The organism is Mycobacterium bourgelatii (assembly GCF_010723575.1).
GTDB classification, from domain to species: domain Bacteria; phylum Actinomycetota; class Actinomycetes; order Mycobacteriales; family Mycobacteriaceae; genus Mycobacterium; species Mycobacterium bourgelatii.
Genome location: NZ_BLKZ01000001.1, coordinates 3,850,186 through 3,871,051, shown reverse-complemented (window position 1 = coordinate 3,871,051; position 20,866 = coordinate 3,850,186). Strand labels below are relative to the sequence as shown.

At 61.0% G+C, this 20,866-nt stretch carries 8 protein-coding genes, 1 pseudogene and 2 riboswitches; of the genes and pseudogenes, 3 read left to right on the top strand and 6 right to left on the bottom strand.

Annotated elements, in window-relative coordinates; all coding sequences use genetic code 11:
• The first annotated feature begins 161 nt into the window (after nucleotides 1-161).
• Nucleotides 162-1,797 (top strand): annotated as a pseudogene (locus tag G6N68_RS16785) (NERD domain-containing protein).
• A gap of 19 nt (nucleotides 1,798-1,816) precedes the next feature.
• On the opposite strand, the gene G6N68_RS16780 reads toward G6N68_RS16785, so the two are convergent.
• From G6N68_RS16780 to G6N68_RS16770, 3 genes are all read right to left on the bottom strand, one after another.
• On the bottom strand, nucleotides 1,817-2,203 hold the full coding sequence (locus G6N68_RS16780) for a helicase associated domain-containing protein (protein ID WP_163714464.1): 387 nt from the start codon (nucleotides 2,201-2,203) through the stop codon (nucleotides 1,817-1,819).
• A gap of 82 nt (nucleotides 2,204-2,285) precedes the next feature.
• Nucleotides 2,286-3,824 (bottom strand): SIR2 family NAD-dependent protein deacylase, encoded by a 1,539-nt coding sequence (locus G6N68_RS16775; protein ID WP_163714461.1) that lies wholly within the window; start codon nucleotides 3,822-3,824, stop codon nucleotides 2,286-2,288.
• A gap of 440 nt (nucleotides 3,825-4,264) precedes the next feature.
• Nucleotides 4,265-5,152, bottom strand: coding sequence for a Helicase associated domain protein (locus G6N68_RS16770; protein WP_240355782.1), 888 nt, complete (start codon nucleotides 5,150-5,152; stop codon nucleotides 4,265-4,267).
• Between the two features lie 164 nt (nucleotides 5,153-5,316).
• Nucleotides 5,317-5,423: riboswitch (SAM riboswitch) on the top strand.
• A 28-nt stretch (nucleotides 5,424-5,451) separates the two neighbouring features.
• On the opposite strand from G6N68_RS16770, the gene G6N68_RS16765 reads away from it, so the two are divergent.
• Both G6N68_RS16765 and G6N68_RS16760 read left to right on the top strand, forming a co-directional pair.
• Nucleotides 5,452-6,141 carry an ankyrin repeat domain-containing protein gene (locus G6N68_RS16765; protein WP_163714455.1) on the top strand — a complete coding sequence of 230 codons (690 nt, stop codon included), beginning with the start codon at nucleotides 5,452-5,454 and terminating at the stop codon, nucleotides 6,139-6,141.
• A 94-nt stretch (nucleotides 6,142-6,235) separates the two neighbouring features.
• On the top strand, nucleotides 6,236-7,699 hold the full coding sequence (locus tag G6N68_RS16760) for an ADP-ribosylglycohydrolase family protein (RefSeq protein WP_163714450.1): 1,464 nt from the start codon (nucleotides 6,236-6,238) through the stop codon (nucleotides 7,697-7,699).
• Between the two features lie 209 nt (nucleotides 7,700-7,908).
• On the opposite strand, the gene G6N68_RS16755 is transcribed toward G6N68_RS16760, so the two are convergent.
• From G6N68_RS16755 to G6N68_RS16745, 3 genes are all read right to left on the bottom strand, one after another.
• Entirely contained in the window at nucleotides 7,909-8,928 is a 1,020-nt protein-coding gene (locus G6N68_RS16755; protein WP_163714446.1) for a metallophosphoesterase, read from the bottom strand.
• Nucleotides 8,929-8,963: 35 nt separating this feature from the next.
• Nucleotides 8,964-9,074, bottom strand: a riboswitch (SAM riboswitch).
• Between the two features lie 73 nt (nucleotides 9,075-9,147).
• Nucleotides 9,148-15,606: a DEAD/DEAH box helicase gene (locus G6N68_RS16750; protein ID WP_163714443.1), complete on the bottom strand. Its 6,459-nt coding sequence runs from the start codon at nucleotides 15,604-15,606 to the stop codon at nucleotides 9,148-9,150.
• Nucleotides 15,599-20,848, bottom strand: a complete 5,250-nt coding sequence (locus G6N68_RS16745) for a RecQ family ATP-dependent DNA helicase (RefSeq protein WP_205351354.1) — start codon at nucleotides 20,846-20,848, stop codon at nucleotides 15,599-15,601. The genes G6N68_RS16750 and G6N68_RS16745 overlap by 8 nt, the downstream gene beginning before the upstream one ends.
• Nucleotides 20,849-20,866: the final 18 nt, after the last annotated feature.

The following is a 20,866-nucleotide window of genomic DNA, read 5'->3' as shown; positions in this document are numbered from 1 at the left end:
GGTTCTGACCACCGACAAGAAATCTCGACGAACGGTGCAATCCCGTATTTGTCACCGCGGCGTAGTTCAATCGTGGAATGAAAGTAGCGGAGAACCTGACCGGACAAGCGGCGCAGAAATCCCCCGTGCCCCCGCCGAGTGGTAGTTGGGGCGGCGGCAACATGATCCCTTCGCGAGAAACCCCTCGCCTTGCCAACGAGGCCGAACGCAAGGTGTACCAAACCCTTCAGGAGCAGCTCCAACCGGACGATCTGATCATCCCAGGCCAGCGGGTCACGGACCACCTGAAAGACCACGAGGTGGACTTCGTCGTCGCAATGGAGGGCGCCGGCATTGTGTGTCTGGAAGTCAAGGGCGGTGAGGTCTGGCACGACGGCAAGACCTGGCGGCAGGGGAGTCGGGGTCACGACCACGAGATTGATCCTGTCCGACAGGCACGCGAATCCTGCTATGCGCTTCGTGAATTCGTTGAGAGCGATGACCGCTGGACGCAGGGCCGGTTGCGTTGGGACCACATGATTGTGCTGCCGAATGTCGACATCGCCGACGACTTCGCGTTGCCCGACTGTCCACGCTGGAAGGTCATCGACCGCACCGACCTAAGGCAACTCGTCGACAAGCTGAAATCCGTCCTCATCCGCCAAGAACTCGACCGGCCCTTGCTGACGGCCTTGGGCATCGAGCAACTCACAGAAGCCCTGAGTGGCAGAGGTTTACCGCAGCGCAGCGTTGTCGCCCGCGCCCTCGCCCATCAGGACACCGCGGACGCGCTGACCGAGCACCAGGCCGTCATCCTCGACGCGATCCAACTGCTGAACCGCGTCGAGATCCGCGGGGGAGCGGGCAGCGGCAAAACGTTTCTTGCGATGGAGCAGGCACGCCGCCTCTCCGCAAAGGGACAACGTGTTGCCTTGCTCTGCTACTCCCACGGATTGGCGTCCTACTTGGAGCGTGTCACCGCAACCTGCCTATGTCGGCGAATTCCACGCACTCGGCATTCAGTGGGGCGCCCCCGAAGGGCCGGACGAATCGATACGCACGGAGGAGACGGTGCGGTTCTGGGAGCATGACCTGCCGCGTCAAATGACCGATCTGGCAACACACCTCGAGCCCGGCTACGGGTTCGACTCGATAGTGGTCGACGAAGCCCAGGATTTCGCCGATGCATGGTGGAATCCGCTGCTGGCCGCCCTCGCGGACGGGGAGATCGGCGGTCTCTACATCTTCTCCGACGAAGGCCAGCGTGTCTTCAACCGGTTCGGTTCGCCACCGGTGCCGCTTGTGCCGCTGCTCCTCGACCACAACCTGCGCAATACCCGACAGATCGCCACGGCGTTTCAGCCCTTGGTCGATCATCCGATGCGCTTTCTCGGTGGAGACGGGCCGGCCGTCAAGTTCGTCGCGTGTTCCCAACAAGACGCGATGAATGTCGGCGATGACGAGGTCGAGTTGCTACTCGAGCAGGGTTGGCGTCCCGAAGACGTCGCCCTACTTACCACCGGCAGTCGCCATCCCGAACAGAAGGAACGTCAGGCTGCCGGCAACGCCGCGTACTGGGACAGCTTCTGGGACGCAGAGCAGGTCTTTTACGGACACGTCCTCGGGTTCAAAGGACTTGAACGTCGCGCCGTCGTGCTCGTAGTGAACGAAGTGTCCGCGTTCGAACGCTCCCGCGAAAGGCTCTATGTCGGCCTCTCCCGTGCCCGCGATCAACTCGTGGTGTGCGGTGATCCGGAGTTCATCCGCAAGGTCGGGGGACCGGATCTCGCTCGCCGGTTGGACATTGCCTGGGCCTAGCTCCACCACCCGGGCACCCTCACGCAGGGCCTGATGTCCTCGTTCTCGTGTTGGCCCGAGTGTTTCGAGTCCAGCGCCAACCCGGCAACTTTTCCAGCTTCGCCGCCTTTTTCGGATCGAGCAGGTCGCGTGCGAAGAGTTGTCGTTGTTCGGCCACCCATGCGCCGAGTCCTTCGCCATCCGGGGTTACGTATGCGCGCGGAACCCGAGCGTCACCATGCTGGTTGACGTAGGTGCGTAGCTGATTGAACTGTCGTTGCCACTCATCAGGGTGGACGGCCGGCTGTACCGGGAGCCATCCGCCTGTGGTCGGACCTGTCACGCTGATGTCGTCCTTGAACCACCGCTCGTGCGCGGGTGGCATGTCGTCGGCCTTGACCAGGATGTCTTCGCTGACCGCGCGCAACAGTTGGCGCTTCGAATTTTTCGTCGGACCGCTTCCGGGCGACGGCGTGGGTTTCAGAACGATATGGCGTACGTTGGTGCTTTTATTGGGAAGTGCTCGGCCGCCAGCCAAGGTCGCGCAGAACAGCTTCAATGCGTTTCCACCCCGTGCTATTCGACTTCACGTTCGAAGAAGTTTCGTCAACGAGTCGGAGAAGTCCATCGCGAAGTTGTTGGTCCTCGGCGCTCAGACTGCTCAGATATCTGTCGTCGAGGAGATATTCAGCGGCACGATCATTCTCTGAGATGGCTTTCCAGCAAAGTCTGTCCAAGAAAATCTCGAGTAGGCGTGCTGCTTCACGGACATCGGTAGCGGAATCGCTCATTTGGAGAATCTCGAGATCGTCATAACTTATCTTCCTCAAGTCGTCGGGTGTCAAGGCAATCGCGGTGTTGGAATAGCTATTTGGGGAAGCACTTCTCGCCGCGCGTAGCACTCGTGTGACGAACTCGGCGAGCCGTAAGACGCTCTCGTCGGTGAACGAAAAACCCACGAACAGCAGATGACTCGTAAGCAGCAGACCCTGGACAAGACCGTGCAGGGCTCGGTTTTCCTCCTCGTGTAGTTGGAAATCCTCGGTAGTGAGGACGACCGAGGCGGGATCGCCGATGTCGCCGTTCAATTTGAGCAGCCACGGTTTCGAACTGTCTGCCACCTGCCGAATAAGCACTCGGAATTCGTCGGGACCCAGCGCTCCTTCTAGTGCGAGTTCCATACAGGGGTCGAAATTGGTAGTGACCATTTGGGTCACGGGGAGGCTGGCCAGTAATGCGTGGCCGATGCCGTGCCGATGACAATCTAAGGCATTTTTCAACTCTTGATGATAGGTCGCTGCGGGCAGTGTGGACTTGATAATGCTGGCAGCGGTTTCTGGCGTGACATTGGAGGGCAGATCGATGTTGGTGGCCTTTGCCAGATATTCCAAGAGTCCATTCCAATCTGGCAACCCCACAGGACGCGAAACGCCTGACCCGAGGAATAGCGATAATTGGCCGGTGCGGGCTAGTCGGCCAAGATGGTCCGCCTTATCCCGCAACTCTTCTCTGAGCACGTTCCACGGCCAGTCCTCCGGGCGGCGCCGTGCCTGTACAGCTACGAAATCCCGTCTTTCATAGAGAATCAGCGCGACATCGCATTTCAGTGACGAGCCCTGGACACGGTGCTTCTCTAGAAGCTTATCGATCACCTCGCCGCGGCGGTGCGCAAGACCGCCGTGACCTGTCCCCGCGAGCGGTATTCCGACAAGTGGGACCGCACGCCCGTCTAGGGCCGGAAGATCCCCGGAGACCGAACTGACTGCACGCAAGAGTCGTTCGGCGACATCAGCCGGATCGGTCGCGACCCATTCCATGGACGCGAACGCCTGGACACTTCGCTTGTCGAGTGGAGGCAGTCGCACAATGCCATCGGCATCGGGTTTGTTGGGCAACAAGAGCCATCCAGTTCTGTTATCGCGTGGCAGTTCTGGCGGCAGCAGACTGCGCCACGAGGGAGTGACCCACCCTTTGTCATCGCAGGGTATGAGCACCGCATCACAGGCAAGCTTGGTCAGATCGCCATGAGCAACGAACAGATGTCCCACGCGACGACTATCTCATCTTCGTTCTGGCCGGGTGAAGATTCTGCCGCTCGATGCGTCCTGTCCGAAGGACCGCAGTTTGGCTTTTTCGGTAGCTATTTGATCACGCCTGACAGGGAGTGTCCCAACCCGAATGTAGGTTAGTCGTAGAGCTTTCGGATGTGAACCGTCCGGGTTCGGTGCGCACCTGGTCGCTGGTGCACGGCCGGACGTTCGGCTGTGTTTGTAGCGTGCAGTTGGTTTCGTATTCGGTACAGGGCTGCGACTAGGGCGATGCATGACCGTTCAGCGTTGTACCGATGAATCCACTGGGGCAGCCAGTGTTCGACGTCGCTGAGCCGTTGGCTCGCCGTGCCCAAAGGGCGAATTCTCGCGGATGGCTGTGGTTTCTACAGACCGATGATGGTTTCGGCCAGGTCGTTCATCCGCCAGTTCGGGCGCCCTCACCCAGATCCTGATGTCCTGGTTCTCGTGTTGGCCCGGGTGTTTCGAGTCCAGCGCCAACCCGGCAACTTTTCCAACTTGGCCGCCTTTTTCGGATCGAGCAGGTCGCGTGCGAAGAGTTGTCGTTGTTCGGCAACCCATGCGCCGAGTCCGTTACCATCCGGGGTTACGTATGTGCGCGGAACTCGAGCGTCGCCATGCTGGTTGACGTAGGTGCGTAGCTGATTGAACTGTCGTTGCCATTCATCAGGGTGGACGGTCGGCTGTACCGGGAGCCATCCGCCTGTGGTCGAACCGGCCGCGCTGATGTCGTCCTTGAACCATCGCTCGTGCGCGGGAGGTATGTCGTCGGCCTTGACCAGGATGTCTTCGCTGACCGCGCGCAACAGTTGGCGCTTGAGCTTTTCGTCGGACCGATTCCGGGTGACGGCTTGGTTCTCGAACGATATGTCGTCGAGAAACCGGTCGATCATGTCACGGAATCGGTCCTCGAGGCGTTGGTCGCCTAGGCAGTCAGGATTACGGCGCACGAAGTCGGCCACGGGGTCGACCGAGCGAATCATCCTGACCAGGGCCGCGCGGGCCTCGTTCATCAACCTGTTGACGTCGCCAATATAGAAGTCAAGGTTTGCCCGCGGCGCGAGGTTGTTCAGGCTGAATCCAAGCACCTGCGCGATCGCGAGAGCTTCGCCGAGTCTCGGCTCTCGCTGGCCGGCCTCGATTCGGGTGATCGCCGATGTGTCGAGCTTGACCCGCGTCTCGCTGAGCCGGTCCGACAGCTGCTGCTGGGTTAGATCGGCCCTTAGCCGGGCGGCTCTCGCCCGCTCGGCGAATGTGCCGCCCAACTGGTGGTCATCCTCATGAGAGCGCCCGCCCATGTGCTGCATGGACACAGCATACAGGGTGCTGTTGCAGAAACCATCGCCAGCCAGGTACTGTGTGACAACAGGGAACACTGCACTAGTGCAGCATCGTTATTGAAAGTGGTTGCAGGAGAAGCCGCCTTTTCATTGACACTGGCTTGTCAGTGCTCCGCTCTAGAATGGCCCTGCTGCGTAAGACGCCGTCGGAAAGTCCCGACTAGACGGTTCGCCAACCCTCGTGGGCGGCTCGGATAACGAAGCGGCCGACGTTCGACGACGTCGGCAAGAGGGCTCCGCGGTGAGGCATGAGAAAGGAGGGCCCCATGGACGCTTATTCCGAGATTATCCAGGGCGCACGGGTGTGGCAGGGCGTATTGGACACCAACGTCATGGTCGACGACTTGGTCAAGGCGGGCCATCGACTGGCCGACGCTGCGAAGGTCGGCAACTGGCCCGAGGTGATGAAGGTGCTCGACAGTGAGTGGAGCTGGTTGGTCATCAACCAGTGGCGCCCGGGAGGTCAGGCTTGGTTCACAGTCCTGCACCAAGCGGCATGGCACGGCGCACCCACCGATGTGGTCGAGGAACTCCTTGAGCGGGGTGCCTTGCGGTACCTTCGAGACGCGAAGGGGCGAACGCCTTTCGATGTGGCAGTCGCGCGCAACCGGACGACGAATTTGAGAGGCCTGCTGCAACCGCCGCGGTCGTCGCTGACCGATAAGCAGGTCCGGGCGCTCGACGCACAGCTTGCCAAGCTTATCGACGGGCGCATTCAGGGGCGCGTGTACGAGGGTGATTTGCGCAAGGTGCTGCGGTACCCGCCTGTCGAGATCCTCCAAGAGCTTCCCGGTCAGCGAGTCTGGTTCCCTATGCCCGCCAAGTACGGGTTCCACATCGAGCTGCAACGGGGCGGTCTCGAGGTCAAGAGCTGGTGCGGCTTCGTCGAGGGGTCGGGCCAAGCCCACCTTGTGACGCCGGAAGGGACCGTTCTGGTCGATCAGGGGTTCGTCTGAGCGCCGGGTAGCCGCGTTCCCGACTTACCGGACGGCACGTCCGGGCTTGACCAAGTTCAACGCCGCGATGACTCGCGGCTCTAAGGAGGTAATCATGACTTTGACTGCTGCACAACGTGACCGTGCCTGTGGCACTCTGCTGGGCATGGCCGCCGGGGATGCCCTTGGGGCCGGATACGAGTTCGGGCCCACGCTGGCCCAAGACGTGCCGGTGGAGATGATCGGCGGCGGGCTGGGCGCCTTTGAGCGGGGCGAGTGGACCGACGACACGTCCATGGCGATCCCGATCGCAGAAATCGCCGCCACTGGCGCGGACCTGCGCGATGAGCAAGCCCAAGACTACATCGTGCGGCGCTGGCACGAGTGGGCGCAAGCTCCGAAAGACATTGGTAATCAGACCGTTTCGGTGCTCTCTGCGCTCGGAAGGCAGGGGATCTCTGCGAAATTCGCGCGTGAAGAATCCGCGGCCTTGCACAAGCGCACCGGGCGCACGGCCGGCAACGGTTCGCTGATGCGCACAGCGCCGGTGGCCCTCGCCTACCTTGCGGACGAAGAAGCCCTGGCCGAAGCGGCTCGCGCGGTCAGCGACCTCACGCACCACGACCCGGATGCCGGTGACGCCTGCGTGCTGTGGTGTTGCGCGATGCGACACGCCGTCATTTCCGGTGACATCGATGCACGAATCGGTCTGGACCGGCTGGACGCTGCGCGCCGCGACCTGTGGGAGTCACGCCTGGACGAGGCCGAGGCGTCGCCGCCGTCGCACTTCGCGGCCAAGAACGGCTGGGTGGTCGCGGCGCTGCAGGGTGCGTGGTCGGCGATCGTGAATACACCGATGCCGGTTGACGATTGCACTTCCGAAGCGTTCCGAGCCGATCGCCTGCGGCTGGCCTTGGAGGCAGCAGTGCGCGGTGGTCATGACACCGACACCGTCGCCGCCGTTGCGGGTGGGTTGCTTGGCGCCGCGTACGGTGCATCCGCGGTTCCCTCGCGTTGGCGGCTACTGCTGCACGGCTGGCCAGGATTGAGGACGCGCGGTCTAGTCAAGTTGGCAAACAACATCGTAGACAAAGGACAGCCCGACACATTCGATTACACCTACCCAGGGTTTCCAGAAGCCCGTCGGCCTGTGCGCCATCCGTACGACGAGAAGGTGTGGATTGGGGGCGTCGCCGCATTGCGAAGCCTGCCCGAAGAAGTCGACGCGATCGTGTCGCTGTGCCGGGTCGCAGATGAGTACCTGCCCGCAGGCGTGGAACAGCTCGACGTCCGCCTCATCGACGCAGTAGGCGAAAACGACCATCTCGATTTCGTGCTGCTCGATACCGTGCGGGCAATCGAGCAGTTGCGGGCCAAGGGTCGGACGGTGTTCGTGCACTGCGTGCAGGCGTACAGTCGCACGCCCACCATCGCTACGTTGTACGGAGCCCGCAAACGGTGCATCTGTATCGACGAGGCGTTGGCTGACGTGGTGGCGGTGCTACCCGGTGCTAACCCGAATCCTGAGTTGCGCGAAGCCCTCCGGCGGTTGCACCCGAGGCCCTGCGGTAGTTCCTGAGCACCGACTCTCACTAGTGAGTGGCCGGCAACACCCGGCAGGGAGGAGCCCAACGCCAGCACCGTGAATGGCCCGGACACTGGGGTCCGGCCACATCGGTGTCGGCAAGGGCCCTTCCCGCCAGCGGTGTCATTCGGGGAAACTGTGGTGATGACGAGCCCGACTTTGGCGTGCGATTGCCGCCTCGGCCGGGTCCGCGATGGATCTCTTTAAGCGTCGGTCGGCTGGCTCTGACGTGGGACCGACACGAAGTGATCCCGATCGATACGCGCCTCACCGGACCATCGATAGGCGGTCAACGCGCCACCCTTGACAGCGCTGAAGTCGACACACGCGGTGAAGTCCGTCCAGTCTCGTCGGTGCGTAGGCGGCCCCTGACGCCAGTAGTGGCCGTAGAACACCGGGATTTGTTCGGTGTAGAGGTGCGGTTGGTGCGCCGAGGAAAGTGGAGTGTCTGGCAACGGCGGATACGGCGCGCCGTTGGCGGTGCGGAATTTCCCGCCCATCTCGGCAATCTCGCGCAATGTCACGGGTCCGTCGTGCCACCACCGCACCCGGGCACTGTCGCGCTCTACGTCGTCCTTGTCGACGTAGGGTTCCTGACCGTGGTCGGTCAGGCTCACTTCGGGCCCCTTCAGCAGCGTTTCCACCGCTGTGTAAAGCGGGTCGCCCTTGGTGGATGCGCGCACCAGCTCTTCCTCGGTAGCGAATCGGTCGCCGCCAAGTTCCTCGGTGACAATGGCAATCGAACTGCTATGCCAGCACGCATGTACCACCCGAAGTTCACCAAGATCCAGCCACAGCGGCAGTGACCAGAACCATGCCAGGTAGTACTTGCGGTCCTCCCCGGTGACTTGATTGAGGAATTCTGCGTGTTGACGCTCGTTCTTGGCTGACTTGGGGTCGCTCGGATCATCGTGGGGGCGAAGGTATTTCCCTGATCCCGGGGGCCACTCGGTGTCGTAGGCCAGTGCGTTGAACTCGTGGTTGCCCAAAACCATCTGGGCGCTGCCGGCATCGACCATGGCCTTCACCGTTTCAAGGACTCGAAGTTGCTCGGGTCCGCGGTCGATCAGATCACCGACAAAGATCGCTGTCCGGTATAGATGCCGGAAAGGGCCACCGGCGTGGTCCCGCTTGTAGCCCAACGTATTCAGCAGAGCTTCCAGTTCTGCTGCACACCCGTGCACGTCGCCGATGATGTCGTAGCCTTGTTGCGAACGGTTCATTCTGCACTCCCTCTGCGCCCGCTCCGGGCGCGTACTCGCCCCTCTTATCCGCACCGGTTGGGGCGGATCGCTTCGTCATCCGAGCCACCCGTGAGCTTTGGGGTTGGCGCACCGCCAGTCGGAGCTTGAGGCGGTATCTCTTGAAGCACCTTCAGATTACGACAAGCCACCGACAATAATTCGCCGCTAGCAACAGACGGCGGTAGCGGGCAAAGGCTTCTAATCCGCCGTTGCCTCTAAGCGCTCATTCAGGAACTCGATGAGTGACGAGTTCAAAAGCGGCGCCTTCAGGCCACCCTCAGCCTGGCGGGCCCACTGTTTCTGCGCCCGTTCGACGACAACCTCGTGCAACTGATCTACTCCGATGAGCATCCCCCGCGTCAAGAAAATTCGTCCGTGCTGACGGGCCTCGCGGCGAGTTGGCGGGCGCATGGCATAACACGCAGGGCACAACCACAGGGCCTGACGTTCCTGGCGAACACATTGTTTGCAAATTGCGGCGGAGCAACAGTCGCACCCAACCAGGCGGTCGACGCAAGCGTCACAGACCCGTGCATGACAGTAGGGGCACTGCCCCCCCTCAGGGCCGAAGTGCCCCTCCCGGTCGATGATGCCGCTGTCGAGTGGCACTTGGGTGGTATAGCTGACCTGCCGCCCGTCCGTATTGCCGGGCATCAAGCGTGCCTCGTGTCGCCATGGACGACCACCTTCAACGCTTACCAGTTGTTCGACCCGGACGCCGATCGTTAGCGACGTTCGAGGCCCAGACCTCTTCACTCGTTGCTGCAGCAACGCCCTAAGCTTCGGAGGTAGTGTCCAGAGCTCCGGCACTCGCACTTGTGCTGTCGGCATCCATGCTCTTAACGCCTTGGCCGTCGCGCCTTGCAAGCTCTGACGGGGGGCGTATTTGGTAGAGCCTTCTGGGTGTAAGTCGACGGAGACGCTAGTCGCATTAAGGACCGTTGAGATCCTGACAGCGTTGGGATCGACAAAATCATCGACCTCATCAGCATCTTCAAGACCGAGCCAGCGGGCCAAGGTGGTAGCTAGCGGAGCCTGCGGCGAATCCGAAACTACGTACCACTTCAGGCTTTCGTTCGTACGAACGCCTAGTGCGAACAATGTTGCAATACTCACGATTGCGGCTTCGGCGAAGTTGGTCGCGGCATAGACGCGCAGGCGCGGCGATGGATTCCACGCTTCGGCTACCCAGGACAAGTCCTGGTCGGACTTCTCCCATCTCACTACTCTTTCGCTGGTGCTGGCCTCGGTCAGCGTGCGGTCGATGATTCCATACTCGGCGATCGCGATGTCATGTCCGAGGCGATTCCATTGCAGCACCAAGTCGAAGACTTGGGGATTCTGCGCGCGGTGAATTAGGTTTCTCACTTCCCTCGGCACTGCGTCGATGGCCTCAGGCGGATTGGCTATCGGCGCGAAATCCTCTGCAATCAACCGTGTGATGTCATCGTCGGCAATGGGGAACCAGCGTGCGTGCCGTCCACGTACGCCGACTTCGTCGACCGACCAGGAAGCGTAGAAGTACCGTTGCGACTGCACCAGAAAGTGCGGCACATCGATAGGTACCTCAGCGTCGAGGGCTTTGACGACTGGTTTGACTTGCACTCCGAGATGCCGGGAGGCGGCCAGCTGCAGCTTGTACGCATCGTCGATCGTGTTTCTACCGAGTACGACCCACCGCTGGATAGCGCCATTGTGAAGGACTGCTTGTTCGATCGCGTTGCCTCGGTTGACGAGAACTGTCGTTGCATTTGCATCGAAACCTACGAGGACCGTGGCTCCCTGCACCGCGAGTTCCGTTGGGAGATCGTATAACTGCTCATCAGTGGCAGGAGCCAACTCATCGCATGCCGGGCACAATAGACCGACGCGGCAGTCGCCGCACATGTCGCGGGCGCAGATGCGGCAAGGCTGCACCTGGGGGTCGCGGCCGCAGCCGGGACATGCTGCATCGTTGCAAAGCGTGCATGGAACTTCCGGCACTGCGTGCTCAATGGATACACACCGCCGGCACACCGATGCGGAACATTGCGAACAAGACACCGATGCGCGATTACCGATTTCGTCGCACGCGGGACACGCCCAGGTATTGCAGGATTCACACAATGCCGACGCGCCTGCTGCGTAGAAGTGCCCGTCACGGCAGACCCCGAAATCCCCTTGGCGGCTGGCGATGTCGTCGAGCATCGGAGCGACTGGATAGCCGTCAAAAGTGCGATAGGTATGCGTCGCAGTTCCGTGACCATGCCACGTCTCATGGACTTCGAAGCCATTCTGGACGACTGCCGTGAATATCAGCTGGATTCGTGCCATTAGGGCTCGGCCCAACTCTGTTGGCATCGCGTTGACCACGAATCCACGCGCTAGGTGCTGACGTACGCCTACCGCGGCCAATGATGCTGGTTGCGCAGGGACCAGGTCCAACCGGTCATTCGCGGGGGTAATCTCAGCAACTGGCTTGATCGTCCTGTCGACGAGTTGACACTCGGACGGTGTTGGAAACGGCTCAGCCATTGCCTGCGGTTCGTGCTGACGTTGGCCCACTCTTCCGCCCGGTGTACCGCTTGAGCGCAGGATGTCGAACCAGGCAAACTGGTCCTTTGCTGATGCCCCGTCGGGAAGAGCAATCCACTGCTCAGAAAAGTTCCCCTCCGCTTCGTCCTGAGCTCGCACCACAACCGCATCGTTTCTGCGTTCTACCGAGATTTGCAAGCCCGCGAAACGTGCCACCGCCAGTACTTCGTCCTCCGGTGACGGGTCTCGCCAATTTAACTGCGCAACAGACTCGTCCAGTATCTGCAACATGTCGTCGTCACCTACGACACTCACACGTCCGATCAGACGGTCCGCCTCAAGGCAGATATCGGTGAACTTGGAGCGACGGGTTACCACCACGGCCGGCGGCGATGGGGGAGCGACTTCGGCGCGAAGTTTCTCAAGAAGCCCGGTCAATTTCAGAGCACCTTCACCGCTCACTGTGGGCGCATCGTAATCAGGTATGTCGTCAATGGCGTCACAGTCGAGAGCGGACCCGGCGCCGTGTTCGACCCCGAGTTCGACCGCGACAGTGCTAAGGCTCCGCAACAACAGCGTGTCTTGATTTGGGGAAACCGTCCGTTCAGTGTGGTCGTGAAAGACCAATCCACTGTCAGGGGATAGATCATTGCGTAATGCATACGAGCGCAATCGCGCTCGATGCTGGTCGGCGACATCCTCATCGCGCACGATCAGTTGGCGACTAGAACCGTCGGGGCGTACTAGCTCAGCGAAGCGCTCGCCTACTAGCAGTGTCGTGTCGTCGTGCAAGCGCCAGGCAATCGCAAACCTGGTGTCACGTTCTGGTGCCCGGTCCGGCCAATTGCACCGCAGACATAGCCCGCCAGCCTCTGCCCTACACGAGCCGCAGACCGATGAGCCGCACAGCGGACAGTCCGCGAAGATGGCGTCCGCCCCGCACGCGGCGCAGCGGTCATATTCACACGAGTCGCAATGGGTGGCTTCGGTTTCGTCGATCCAGTGGGCATCGGAACAAAGAGCGAGCACGTTGATGGGCTCACCGGAGGCATCACTTTCGACGAGTGGTGGCTCGGTCAGGCCCCATTCGTAGGTCAGAGTTCCTTCGGCTCCGCCAGGTCCCGTCCAAACCTCTTCGACCAGCCAATCATCCTCATCAAGGATGACAGCGAGCATCTTGGCCCGGGCTCGAACATCGGGTGCTCGACCGAGTCGCTGCTCTTCCGAGGCTAGCGCTCGCTGCAGTCGGGTCTGATCTTCGTATGAAGCCTCGGCGATTTGTGCGTTGTAGCCCTTACGAATTCGATCAAGTTCAATGTTCCGCTCACGCAAGATCTGTTCGGTGCGTTCATGCCGTCGCTGTTCAAGTTGTTCGGTCGCCGCGCGCTGGAAGGCGGCGACAATCTCAGAGGGATCACCGAAAGCCGATGGTAGGCACTCGCCGTCCTGGAGCGGGCGCCGGGGCAACCGAACTTCGTTATGGGCTCCAAGCTCCGCCGTAATGATGTGTTCCGAAGTCTCGGCCTCGCCGATGGTGGCCCGGAATGTCGCATTTCCGCTCCACGTGCCACTGGGAATGAGCCTTCGCTGAGCAAGGGTGGTGCTCGGTGAGTGCCGAAACGGAGTGGGTCCAGGGTCGTCCGGAATGACTGGGATGGTCGCGTGCATGTCGCCCCGGACCCGGAGGAGTCCGAGCAGTTCATCGAATACGGGAGATCCGACAGCGCATAGCTCCGCATCGGGATGATGTTCCATGCCAATGCGATCAAAAGCTATGTGCAGCAATGTGCGCCCGCCAAGTTCTTCGGCAAGCTCCTCGTCGAACTGGACGGTTAGGAAGGCGCCTTCGCCATCTCCGGTGTCATGGATTACCTGTGCATCAAGTGCTTTCAGAACTCGTCGAACCCAGGCCTGCACTTTTCGCTGTCGTATGCGTGCACGTTCGGCAACCTCAGGTGCGAGTTCGGTGGAACCTGCCTTGGTCAGTCCCTTGCGATGCTCTGCGGCCGAAGCCATCCAGCTGCTAAGACCGGAGTCGGCGGCAATGAGGGTCGAGGCACGCTTGCGCGCGTCGATAAGTTCGGTGCCGAGCTGAGACAGCAAGCTCTGCATCCGGGTGTCGTCTGGGGCGAACAAGGCTTCCAGGACCCGCGATTCGAATGTGGCTGAATTTGAGTCGTCGAGTTCACCCAGGATGGTGGTCACTTGTCCGAACAGGAGCTCGAACATCCGAAGCTTCTCCGCCAGAAGCCGATATACGCTTTCGTCGACTGTGCTCCGCGCGTACAAGTTGGCGACAAAGACTTCGTCTCTGGGTTGCGTCAAACGGTCCACCCGGCCGATGCGTTGCTCGATCCGCATCGGGTTCCACGGAAGGTCGTAATTGAGTACACAATTGCAGAACTGGAGGTTTTGCCCTTCGGCTCCGGCGTCAGTCGAGATCATAATGGGTGCCTCGCCCGACTTGAACGCAGCGATAGTCGCGGCCCGTTCGCCGGCGGACATCGATCCATGGAATGCGGTCGCTCGAAGGCCCTCGGCACTGATGCGACGCAACAGACCGGTAACTGTATCGGTGTGCTGAGTGAAAATGAGGACTCGTCCGTGCTCGCGAATCCAGTCACGCGTGATTTGCAGAGCAGCGTTTTCACGCGCGGAACCCTGGATGTCCATCGCAAGGTGGCCAATCTCATTCAATGCCTTGCGGACCCGCTCGTTGGTGTGTCGCTCGGCCATGCGCAATGCTGTGGTCCCCATCGAAAACGGGCTGGCCGTCAGCCGCAACGCAAGACTGCGCCGGCGCATGGTGTCACCCGAATCGCGCATCACGTTTCGAAGCAGATCGGTGCACAACGCGTAGAGTTCACGCTCGCGTGAGCCGAGGTCGATCGGCACGTCTACCGGACGACGTACCACCCGGTCCACGCCGGCTTGAGCCCTGGTCGTGCGTATCATCGCGCTACTGATCAAGCGACGAAGCGCTGCAGGATCATTCGGCCGTCGAGGGTCACCGCTGCTCATGTACTGGCGTTTGAATGTACTTACCGAAGTGAATGTCCCTGGCCTCAGCAACTCGATGAGGCGATAGAGCTCCAGCAGGTCGTTCTGGACCGGTGTGGCGGTCAGGAAGAACGCATACCGGCAGGCGGTAGTCAACGCGGTGATGAGTTCACGCCTCTTCCGGGCGCCCGATCCTGCGGCGCGGTGTGCCTCATCGAGGATTACGATGTCCCACGGTCGAGCGGTGAGCTTGTCGATGTTGCTAGTGGCCAATTGCAGGCTGAGGATTAGTTTGTCCTGTTTCTGGATCTCATGCCCGCGGTAGGCCACTTGAAAAGGGAGATCGAACTTGTGGTCCATCTCCTCTCGCCACTGATCACGCAGCGGCGCTGGACATAACACGAGGACTCGCTTGGCGAGTCCGCGCAGAGTTAGTTCCTTGACGGCAAGGCCTGCCTCGATGGTTTTTCCGAGGCCGACCTCATCCGCCAATACGGCACGGCCGCGCAGTCTTGAAAGCGCATGTCTCGCAACGGCTTCTTGGTGTGGCATGCGATCGACGTTGGCGACGTCCACAGCGAGGAGTTCCTCGAAGTTGTCGAGGGTCGCAAGCTCTTCGCCCTGCAGACGCAGTTCTACGAGTTCTAGTTCGTCGAATCCGGCTGCCTTGAGTTGCTCGCCGAGTAGCTTGCTGGCCTCGGTGAGGAAGCCGACGGTTCTTCTGTTATCCGGTGAAAGGCTCCAGTCATATTCCGTGTCTGCGTGGAATTGTCGGTCCACAGTTGCCCGCCGGCGAGCTGCCTTCTTTCCAGCGTCAGTCTTTGGCAGCACTTCGCGAGGAAATACCCCCGTCGGGGGCTGAATGGTCGTCCCAGGCGGGAGCAGCGTCAGGCGGTAATGCTGATCAACTCGGCGCAGGCGGAGCAGACCACCAACTTGGCCGTAATCCTGTAGGCGTTCGGCGAATTGGTCGCCGTAGAGCTTTCGGCTGCGTCCGCTCCATTGAACGCCGCAGGTTTCGTCCTCAACCTCAATCGTGATTGTCGTGCTGTGCTCGGGCAAGCTGAGGGCCGTGCGCTCGGCGGTTGTCAGCACGAGCTCACCCGACTCCAGGAGCTGATGAGTTAGCTTTTTTTCAATCATGTTGTTTTGTTGAAACTCCGAGTGTTTGGGCACCGAGGGGGGTTAGGACCAGGGTCTGGTATGGGCTTTGGGAATTCTCGCGAAGGACGGTTCGTCGCTCGACTAGTTGCTTGTCTATGAGCTGGCTTACTGCTTCGTCAAAGCGTCTTTCGCCGCCGCGCACGTGTCGTAATGCTCCGAACTGGGGACAGCTGAGGACACCCTGTCCGAGTGGTCGACCCTCACCAAGGGACTCCCTACCGAGTACCGCCGCGCGCAAGCTGGCTAGACCGTACGAGCCACGTCGGAATCCAGAAGACCACGCGACGGCTTGCAATACGATCAGTTCTGCGTTTACGAGCAATTCCGGATCGGGAACCAGGTGGTCAGCGACGGAAGACCACGGCGCCGGTTCCGGGTTGCACACGTCGCAGGGCATGATGCCCCGGCACGTACAGTCGGGAACCTGATCGCCGAAATGATTACCGACTGATACGCGTCGGCATTCCCAGTTGTGGGTCGCGTAGTCGATCATTGCCTGGAGCCGACGTCGTTGCCACTCCTTCCAGAGCGACGCCTGTCGGGCCAACTCGTCCCGCGGCGCGACTCTCGCAAAGAGTTCGACGCGGCGCAGTCTGCGCGAACTCGAAAAGGTGATCAAGCGATCGAGACTCCACTCGATCAATTGCTGTTCTAGCTCATCTGGGTCATAGCCACGCTCGTCTTTGAGTTGCTGAAAGTCAATCTGTAGCCGGACGTTTGGTCTTGCCCGATTGGCTTGGTAGAACAGCTCGCGGAATAGGCGTCGTTCTGCTTCCTGCTCCGGTTCCCGAAAGCCCACGTCGACCATGCCGCGAGCCGAACAGTCGAGGCCTTGTTTGAGGACCCCGACTCGCTCTAGCCGAGCTAGATGGACGTTGAGTTCGTCGTCGTCGACGTCGAGCTTGTCTGACATCTCGTCGACGTCGAACACCCGACTTCCTCCCCGCTCCGGACATCCCCACAGCGCGGTGAGAAGCCGCTGCGAAAGGTCGGCGTCAGCTTTGGATTGGTGGACGTCGATCAAGCCTCGTCTACGTGCGATATCGCCGCGCGTGTAGAGGAGCACACATTCTCCGGTTATGTCCTTTTGCCGTGCGGCTCTGCCGGCCTCTTGCGCGTATCCGTCCAGCGAGTCAGGTAGGTCGTAATGAACGACCCAGCCGATATTCGGTTTGTTGATTCCCATCCCGAACGCTTTTGTCGCGACGATGATGCGCGTGGTGTCGGAGTCGAAGTCCTCTTGGACTGCATCGCGTTGCTCGGGGACCATGCCGGCGTGGTAAGGCCGTGCAGCGTGACCAGCACGGCGCAGCAGCGCTGCTGTTTCTTCGGCGAGCGCGCGACGAGACACATAGACGATGCCGGGTTTGTCTGCAGCCCACGTTACGAACCGCAGCAACTCGCGGACACGTCCTCTCTCGCTGGAACACTCGACGACGCGAAAGCGCAGGTTGGGCCGGTCACTCGGCTCCCGGACGACGACGGGGTCCTGCATTTGCAATGCATCGTTGATGTCTGTCTCGACTTCGCGTGTGGCGGTTGCCGTGAGGCCGGCTCGCGGCGGCCGGGTATCGAAGGTCGCAACCGAAGCAGGGACCTGGCGGAACTCAGGCCGAAAATCGTGTCCCCACACCGAGATACAGTGCGCTTCGTCGACCACAACGCGATTGAGCTGCTGACGGCGCAAGGCTCCCCGCAAGACTGGGTCACGGGCCAATCGCTCCGGGGAAACATAAAGAAGGCGTACCCGTCCCTCGGCTGTATCACGGAGTATTTCGGTCTGCACCACCTTCGAAGTGGTACCGGTTATTCCTTGCACGGGTCGGATACCCCGGCGCCCTCGCAGGTCGTTCATCTGATCCTTGATGAGCGCCACCAATGGAGAGACGACCACCGTCGCACGCGCTTCGGGTGCGAGCAGCGCGGGCAGCTGGAAGCACAGTGACTTGCCAAAGCCGGTCGGGAGTACGGCGAGAAAGTCCCTGCCTTCTACGAAGGCCCGCATGACTTCAAGCTGTTTGGGATGCAGTTCGGTTATGCCAAAGAGCTTTTCAGCAGCTTCAACAAACTTGGGTGTCGGGTCTTCACCCGGTACCAGACGCAGACGTTCCAACAATTGCGTGATGTCGTCCCGACCGAATGTTATGGCCGTGGCGAGATCCGGCTTCACACCGGTCACGAATTCGATTGCGCGTGTCCACGCGTCGTCGCGGTCCATTGCTTCGTGGATCGTCGGCTCCGGCAGCGAACCTAGAATCACACGCTGGGCCTGGGTGGGCGAGTGCAGGCGCCGGTCACACACCAGGACGGCGCCAATATCGTTCTCGGAGCGGATCAACCGACCAAAGCCCTGAGTAAACTGCATGGCGGTCATAGGTAGGACGTAGTCGAGAAACGGGTCTCCGCCGCGTTCTGCGATCGCGCGTTGCCGAGCTGCAACCAGCGGGTCATCGGGATGAGGGTAGGGCGGCTTTTCGATGAACAGATATGACAGCGTTTCGCCTGGTGCGTCGAACCCTTCCCAGTACGACTTCAGACCGTACAGAACTGTTCCCAGCTCGTTCCGAAACCGGTGCAGGATCTGGGAACGTCCCGATTCGCCCTGTACCAGAAGTTCGACGCCTCGTTCTGCGAGTTCGGCGGCTCTGGTCTGCACCAAGGCCGCAACCGTTTCCATCCGGCTTCTTGCCGCGAACAATGTGAGGGCCTTGCCTCCTGACAGGGAAAGGAAACCCGTCTGGTCTGCCGCCATCTCCTCGCAGAATTCGCGCTCGTTCATGGGGATCGGCACCGGCAAGTGATTCGTCAGTATCACCAACGACTGCTTCGAATAGTCGAATGGTGATCGCAGGCTGAGGGCGCGGAAGCCCCCTTCAGCGGGTTCTGCGTCGACTTGTATGCCCAATCGGGATGCAAGGTAGTCGAATCGGTGCTGCACGGTAAGCGTGGCCGAGCACAATACGGTCGAATGGGTCTGGTCGACAATGGATTGCTGAAACTCTGGGAACACATGGATCGGTACGCGCTCGTAGGTCCACGCCGCCGGATCGGCGTCTTCGGCAGCCAGGCGGTACACCCAGAGGTGGTCATCTGGAAGCCCGTTCATCGTGCCAAGGAGTCCGATCGCAGCGTCGAGCCTCTCGAAATAACCCCAGAGACGGCGCCGGACGGATCCAGTTCCAGCGCTTTCACTAAGTGAATTACGAAGCGTAGTAACTGCTTTGGCCAACTGGATCAGCCAATACCGCACGGTGGATGCGGCCTGGCGTAGTCCTCGGAACTCTGGTCGACTGTTGACGACGCCGCCACGCAGAACCGCAGAGTCGGACTTGCCTGCGTACTCGTGCAGGTAGCGGTTGATGGCCTGAGCTAGTTCTTCGCCCCGGAGACGCACCTCCGCAGTGCTAGCCCCGACAGCTTGAATGGCCTCGTTGGCCGATGCACCGGCGCGCTTGCGCACCTCCTTGATCAGCTTCGACCGCGGGGAAAGGCTATTGACGAGAATCTGCAGTTCAAGCGCATCAATTCGTTCGGTCCACGCGGCAGTTAGGCTGTCTTCTAGCGCGTGCGCTTCATCGAAGACCAGGTCCGCGCGGGACTCGGCGAGCACATCGCCAGGGGCTTTACCGCCACTTTGTTGGTTCCTCACCCAGCTGGCGAGCAGCGCGTGATTGACCGAGACCACGCCCGGAGACTTCTCAAGCCCCTTTAATTCCTGCATCAATGGGCAGACTTTCGCCCACTTGCATGCCACACGGTCGCACCCGCCGGCGTTCGTGCGCAACCGTGCCCGGGTGCGTGCGTAGCGCGTGTCGTGGGCCCGGATGGCGTAGTCGGTGACGTCGTCCCACGTCCCAGTGGGAGATGCGGCGAGCGCGCGCAGGGCGATAGCGATTGCAAGACCCGAAGATTCCGGGTCGGAGAGCGCATCCTCGAGTTCCCTCGCGCAGACGTAGTTGCCCACGCCTTGGATTTGGCGGAAAGGTGCTCTGAGTAAGCCCTCTACTTGTAGGCGGGTCGCTTCTTCGCGCAACTGTCCCTGCAACGCCTTGGTAGCCGTCGCTACGATCACCGGCTGGCCTCTGCGGGATGCACGCCCGAGCGCCGGCAGCAGGTATGCAAGTGACTTGCCGGTCCCCGTGGGAGCTTCGACCGCCAGGCGGCCGCCGTGATCGAATACCTGAGCCACGGCGTGTGCCATTTCATGCTGCGCGGGCCGGGTGCGGAATTTTCGTTGTTCCTCAATAACTTTCAAGGCTTCCCGGGTGGCCGACCATGAATCCGTGGCTGGCGAACCTGACGTGATGAGCAACGGATCGGGTTCCCTGGTCAAGGCATCGAGGTCTGGCCTGGCTGGGAGCGTTGGCATCAGTGGTGTGAGTGGGTGGTCGAACGCTTCGAGTACTCCGATCGCAAGTTGCCAACTCGGATCGCTCACATCGATGGCTTCGAGCAGACGGCGAATCACCGCGGCCGTGGCGGTGGCGTCGGGCAGAGCGCGGTGAGCGTCGGGATTGTCGGTGGCGAACCGGTCGGTGAGATCGGCCAACGAGCGGTTGGGCATCGAGACGTCCACCAGTGTCGCGAGGTGCAGACTGTCCGCGCACGGCGGCAGGCGTGGGGCGTCCACCCCTGCTCGCTCGGCCGCCTTCCTCAAGAATGGCACGTCGAAGGCGAGCAAATTGTGCCCGATTACAAAATCGACATTTTCCAATTCCTTGTCGAGCACTATTAAGGCTTCGTCGATGGATATTTCCGGCCGAGTTTCTTGGTTGGGCTGCTGGATCCCCTCGGGCATTCTTATGGCGACGTCCGCCAGGATTTCACCCGTCAGCCGAACGAGTGCGAGTTCTGAAATATAGTCCGTCGCGGGACGGAGCCCAGTCGTTTCGATATCCAGTACGGCAACGCGGTCGAGCGGAAGTCGGCGCAGGTTGGTCGGCGTGTACCAATCGGGGTTGTCTGGCTCAGCGTCTCCGCCATCGTTCTGCTCTTCCGGCGCTTGCGCAGGCGCAACGGACAAAAAGCCTTGGGGCGTCAACTGAAACCGATGCGGGAAGCGGTCCGGGAGTTGAGCGAGCCGCTCGATCGATTGGCTGTAACCCTCCGCCCGCAGACTCTGTCGAATATCGGCCGAAGACAGTGGGCCTCGTTCCATCAATATGCGGTAGGCGGCCTCTGCGGCCGGCGGCAACGGCGCGTTGGACTCAGTCACTGGCATCACCGACGCGTGTATCGA

What these genes read in the sequence shown, in the direction of transcription:
- G6N68_RS16770 (WP_240355782.1), bottom strand. Translation starts at nt 5,152, where the DNA reads ATGCAGCACATGGGCGGGCGCTCTCATGAGGATGACCACCAGTTGGGC.
- G6N68_RS16765 (WP_163714455.1), top strand. Translation starts at nt 5,452, where the DNA reads ATGGACGCTTATTCCGAGATTATCCAGGGCGCACGGGTGTGGCAGGGC.
- G6N68_RS16760 (WP_163714450.1), top strand. Translation starts at nt 6,236, where the DNA reads ATGACTTTGACTGCTGCACAACGTGACCGTGCCTGTGGCACTCTGCTG.
- G6N68_RS16755 (WP_163714446.1), bottom strand. Translation starts at nt 8,928, where the DNA reads ATGAACCGTTCGCAACAAGGCTACGACATCATCGGCGACGTGCACGGG.
- G6N68_RS16750 (WP_163714443.1), bottom strand. Translation starts at nt 15,606, where the DNA reads ATGATTGAAAAAAAGCTAACTCATCAGCTCCTGGAGTCGGGTGAGCTC.
- G6N68_RS16745 (WP_205351354.1), bottom strand. Translation starts at nt 20,848, where the DNA reads ATGCCAGTGACTGAGTCCAACGCGCCGTTGCCGCCGGCCGCAGAGGCC.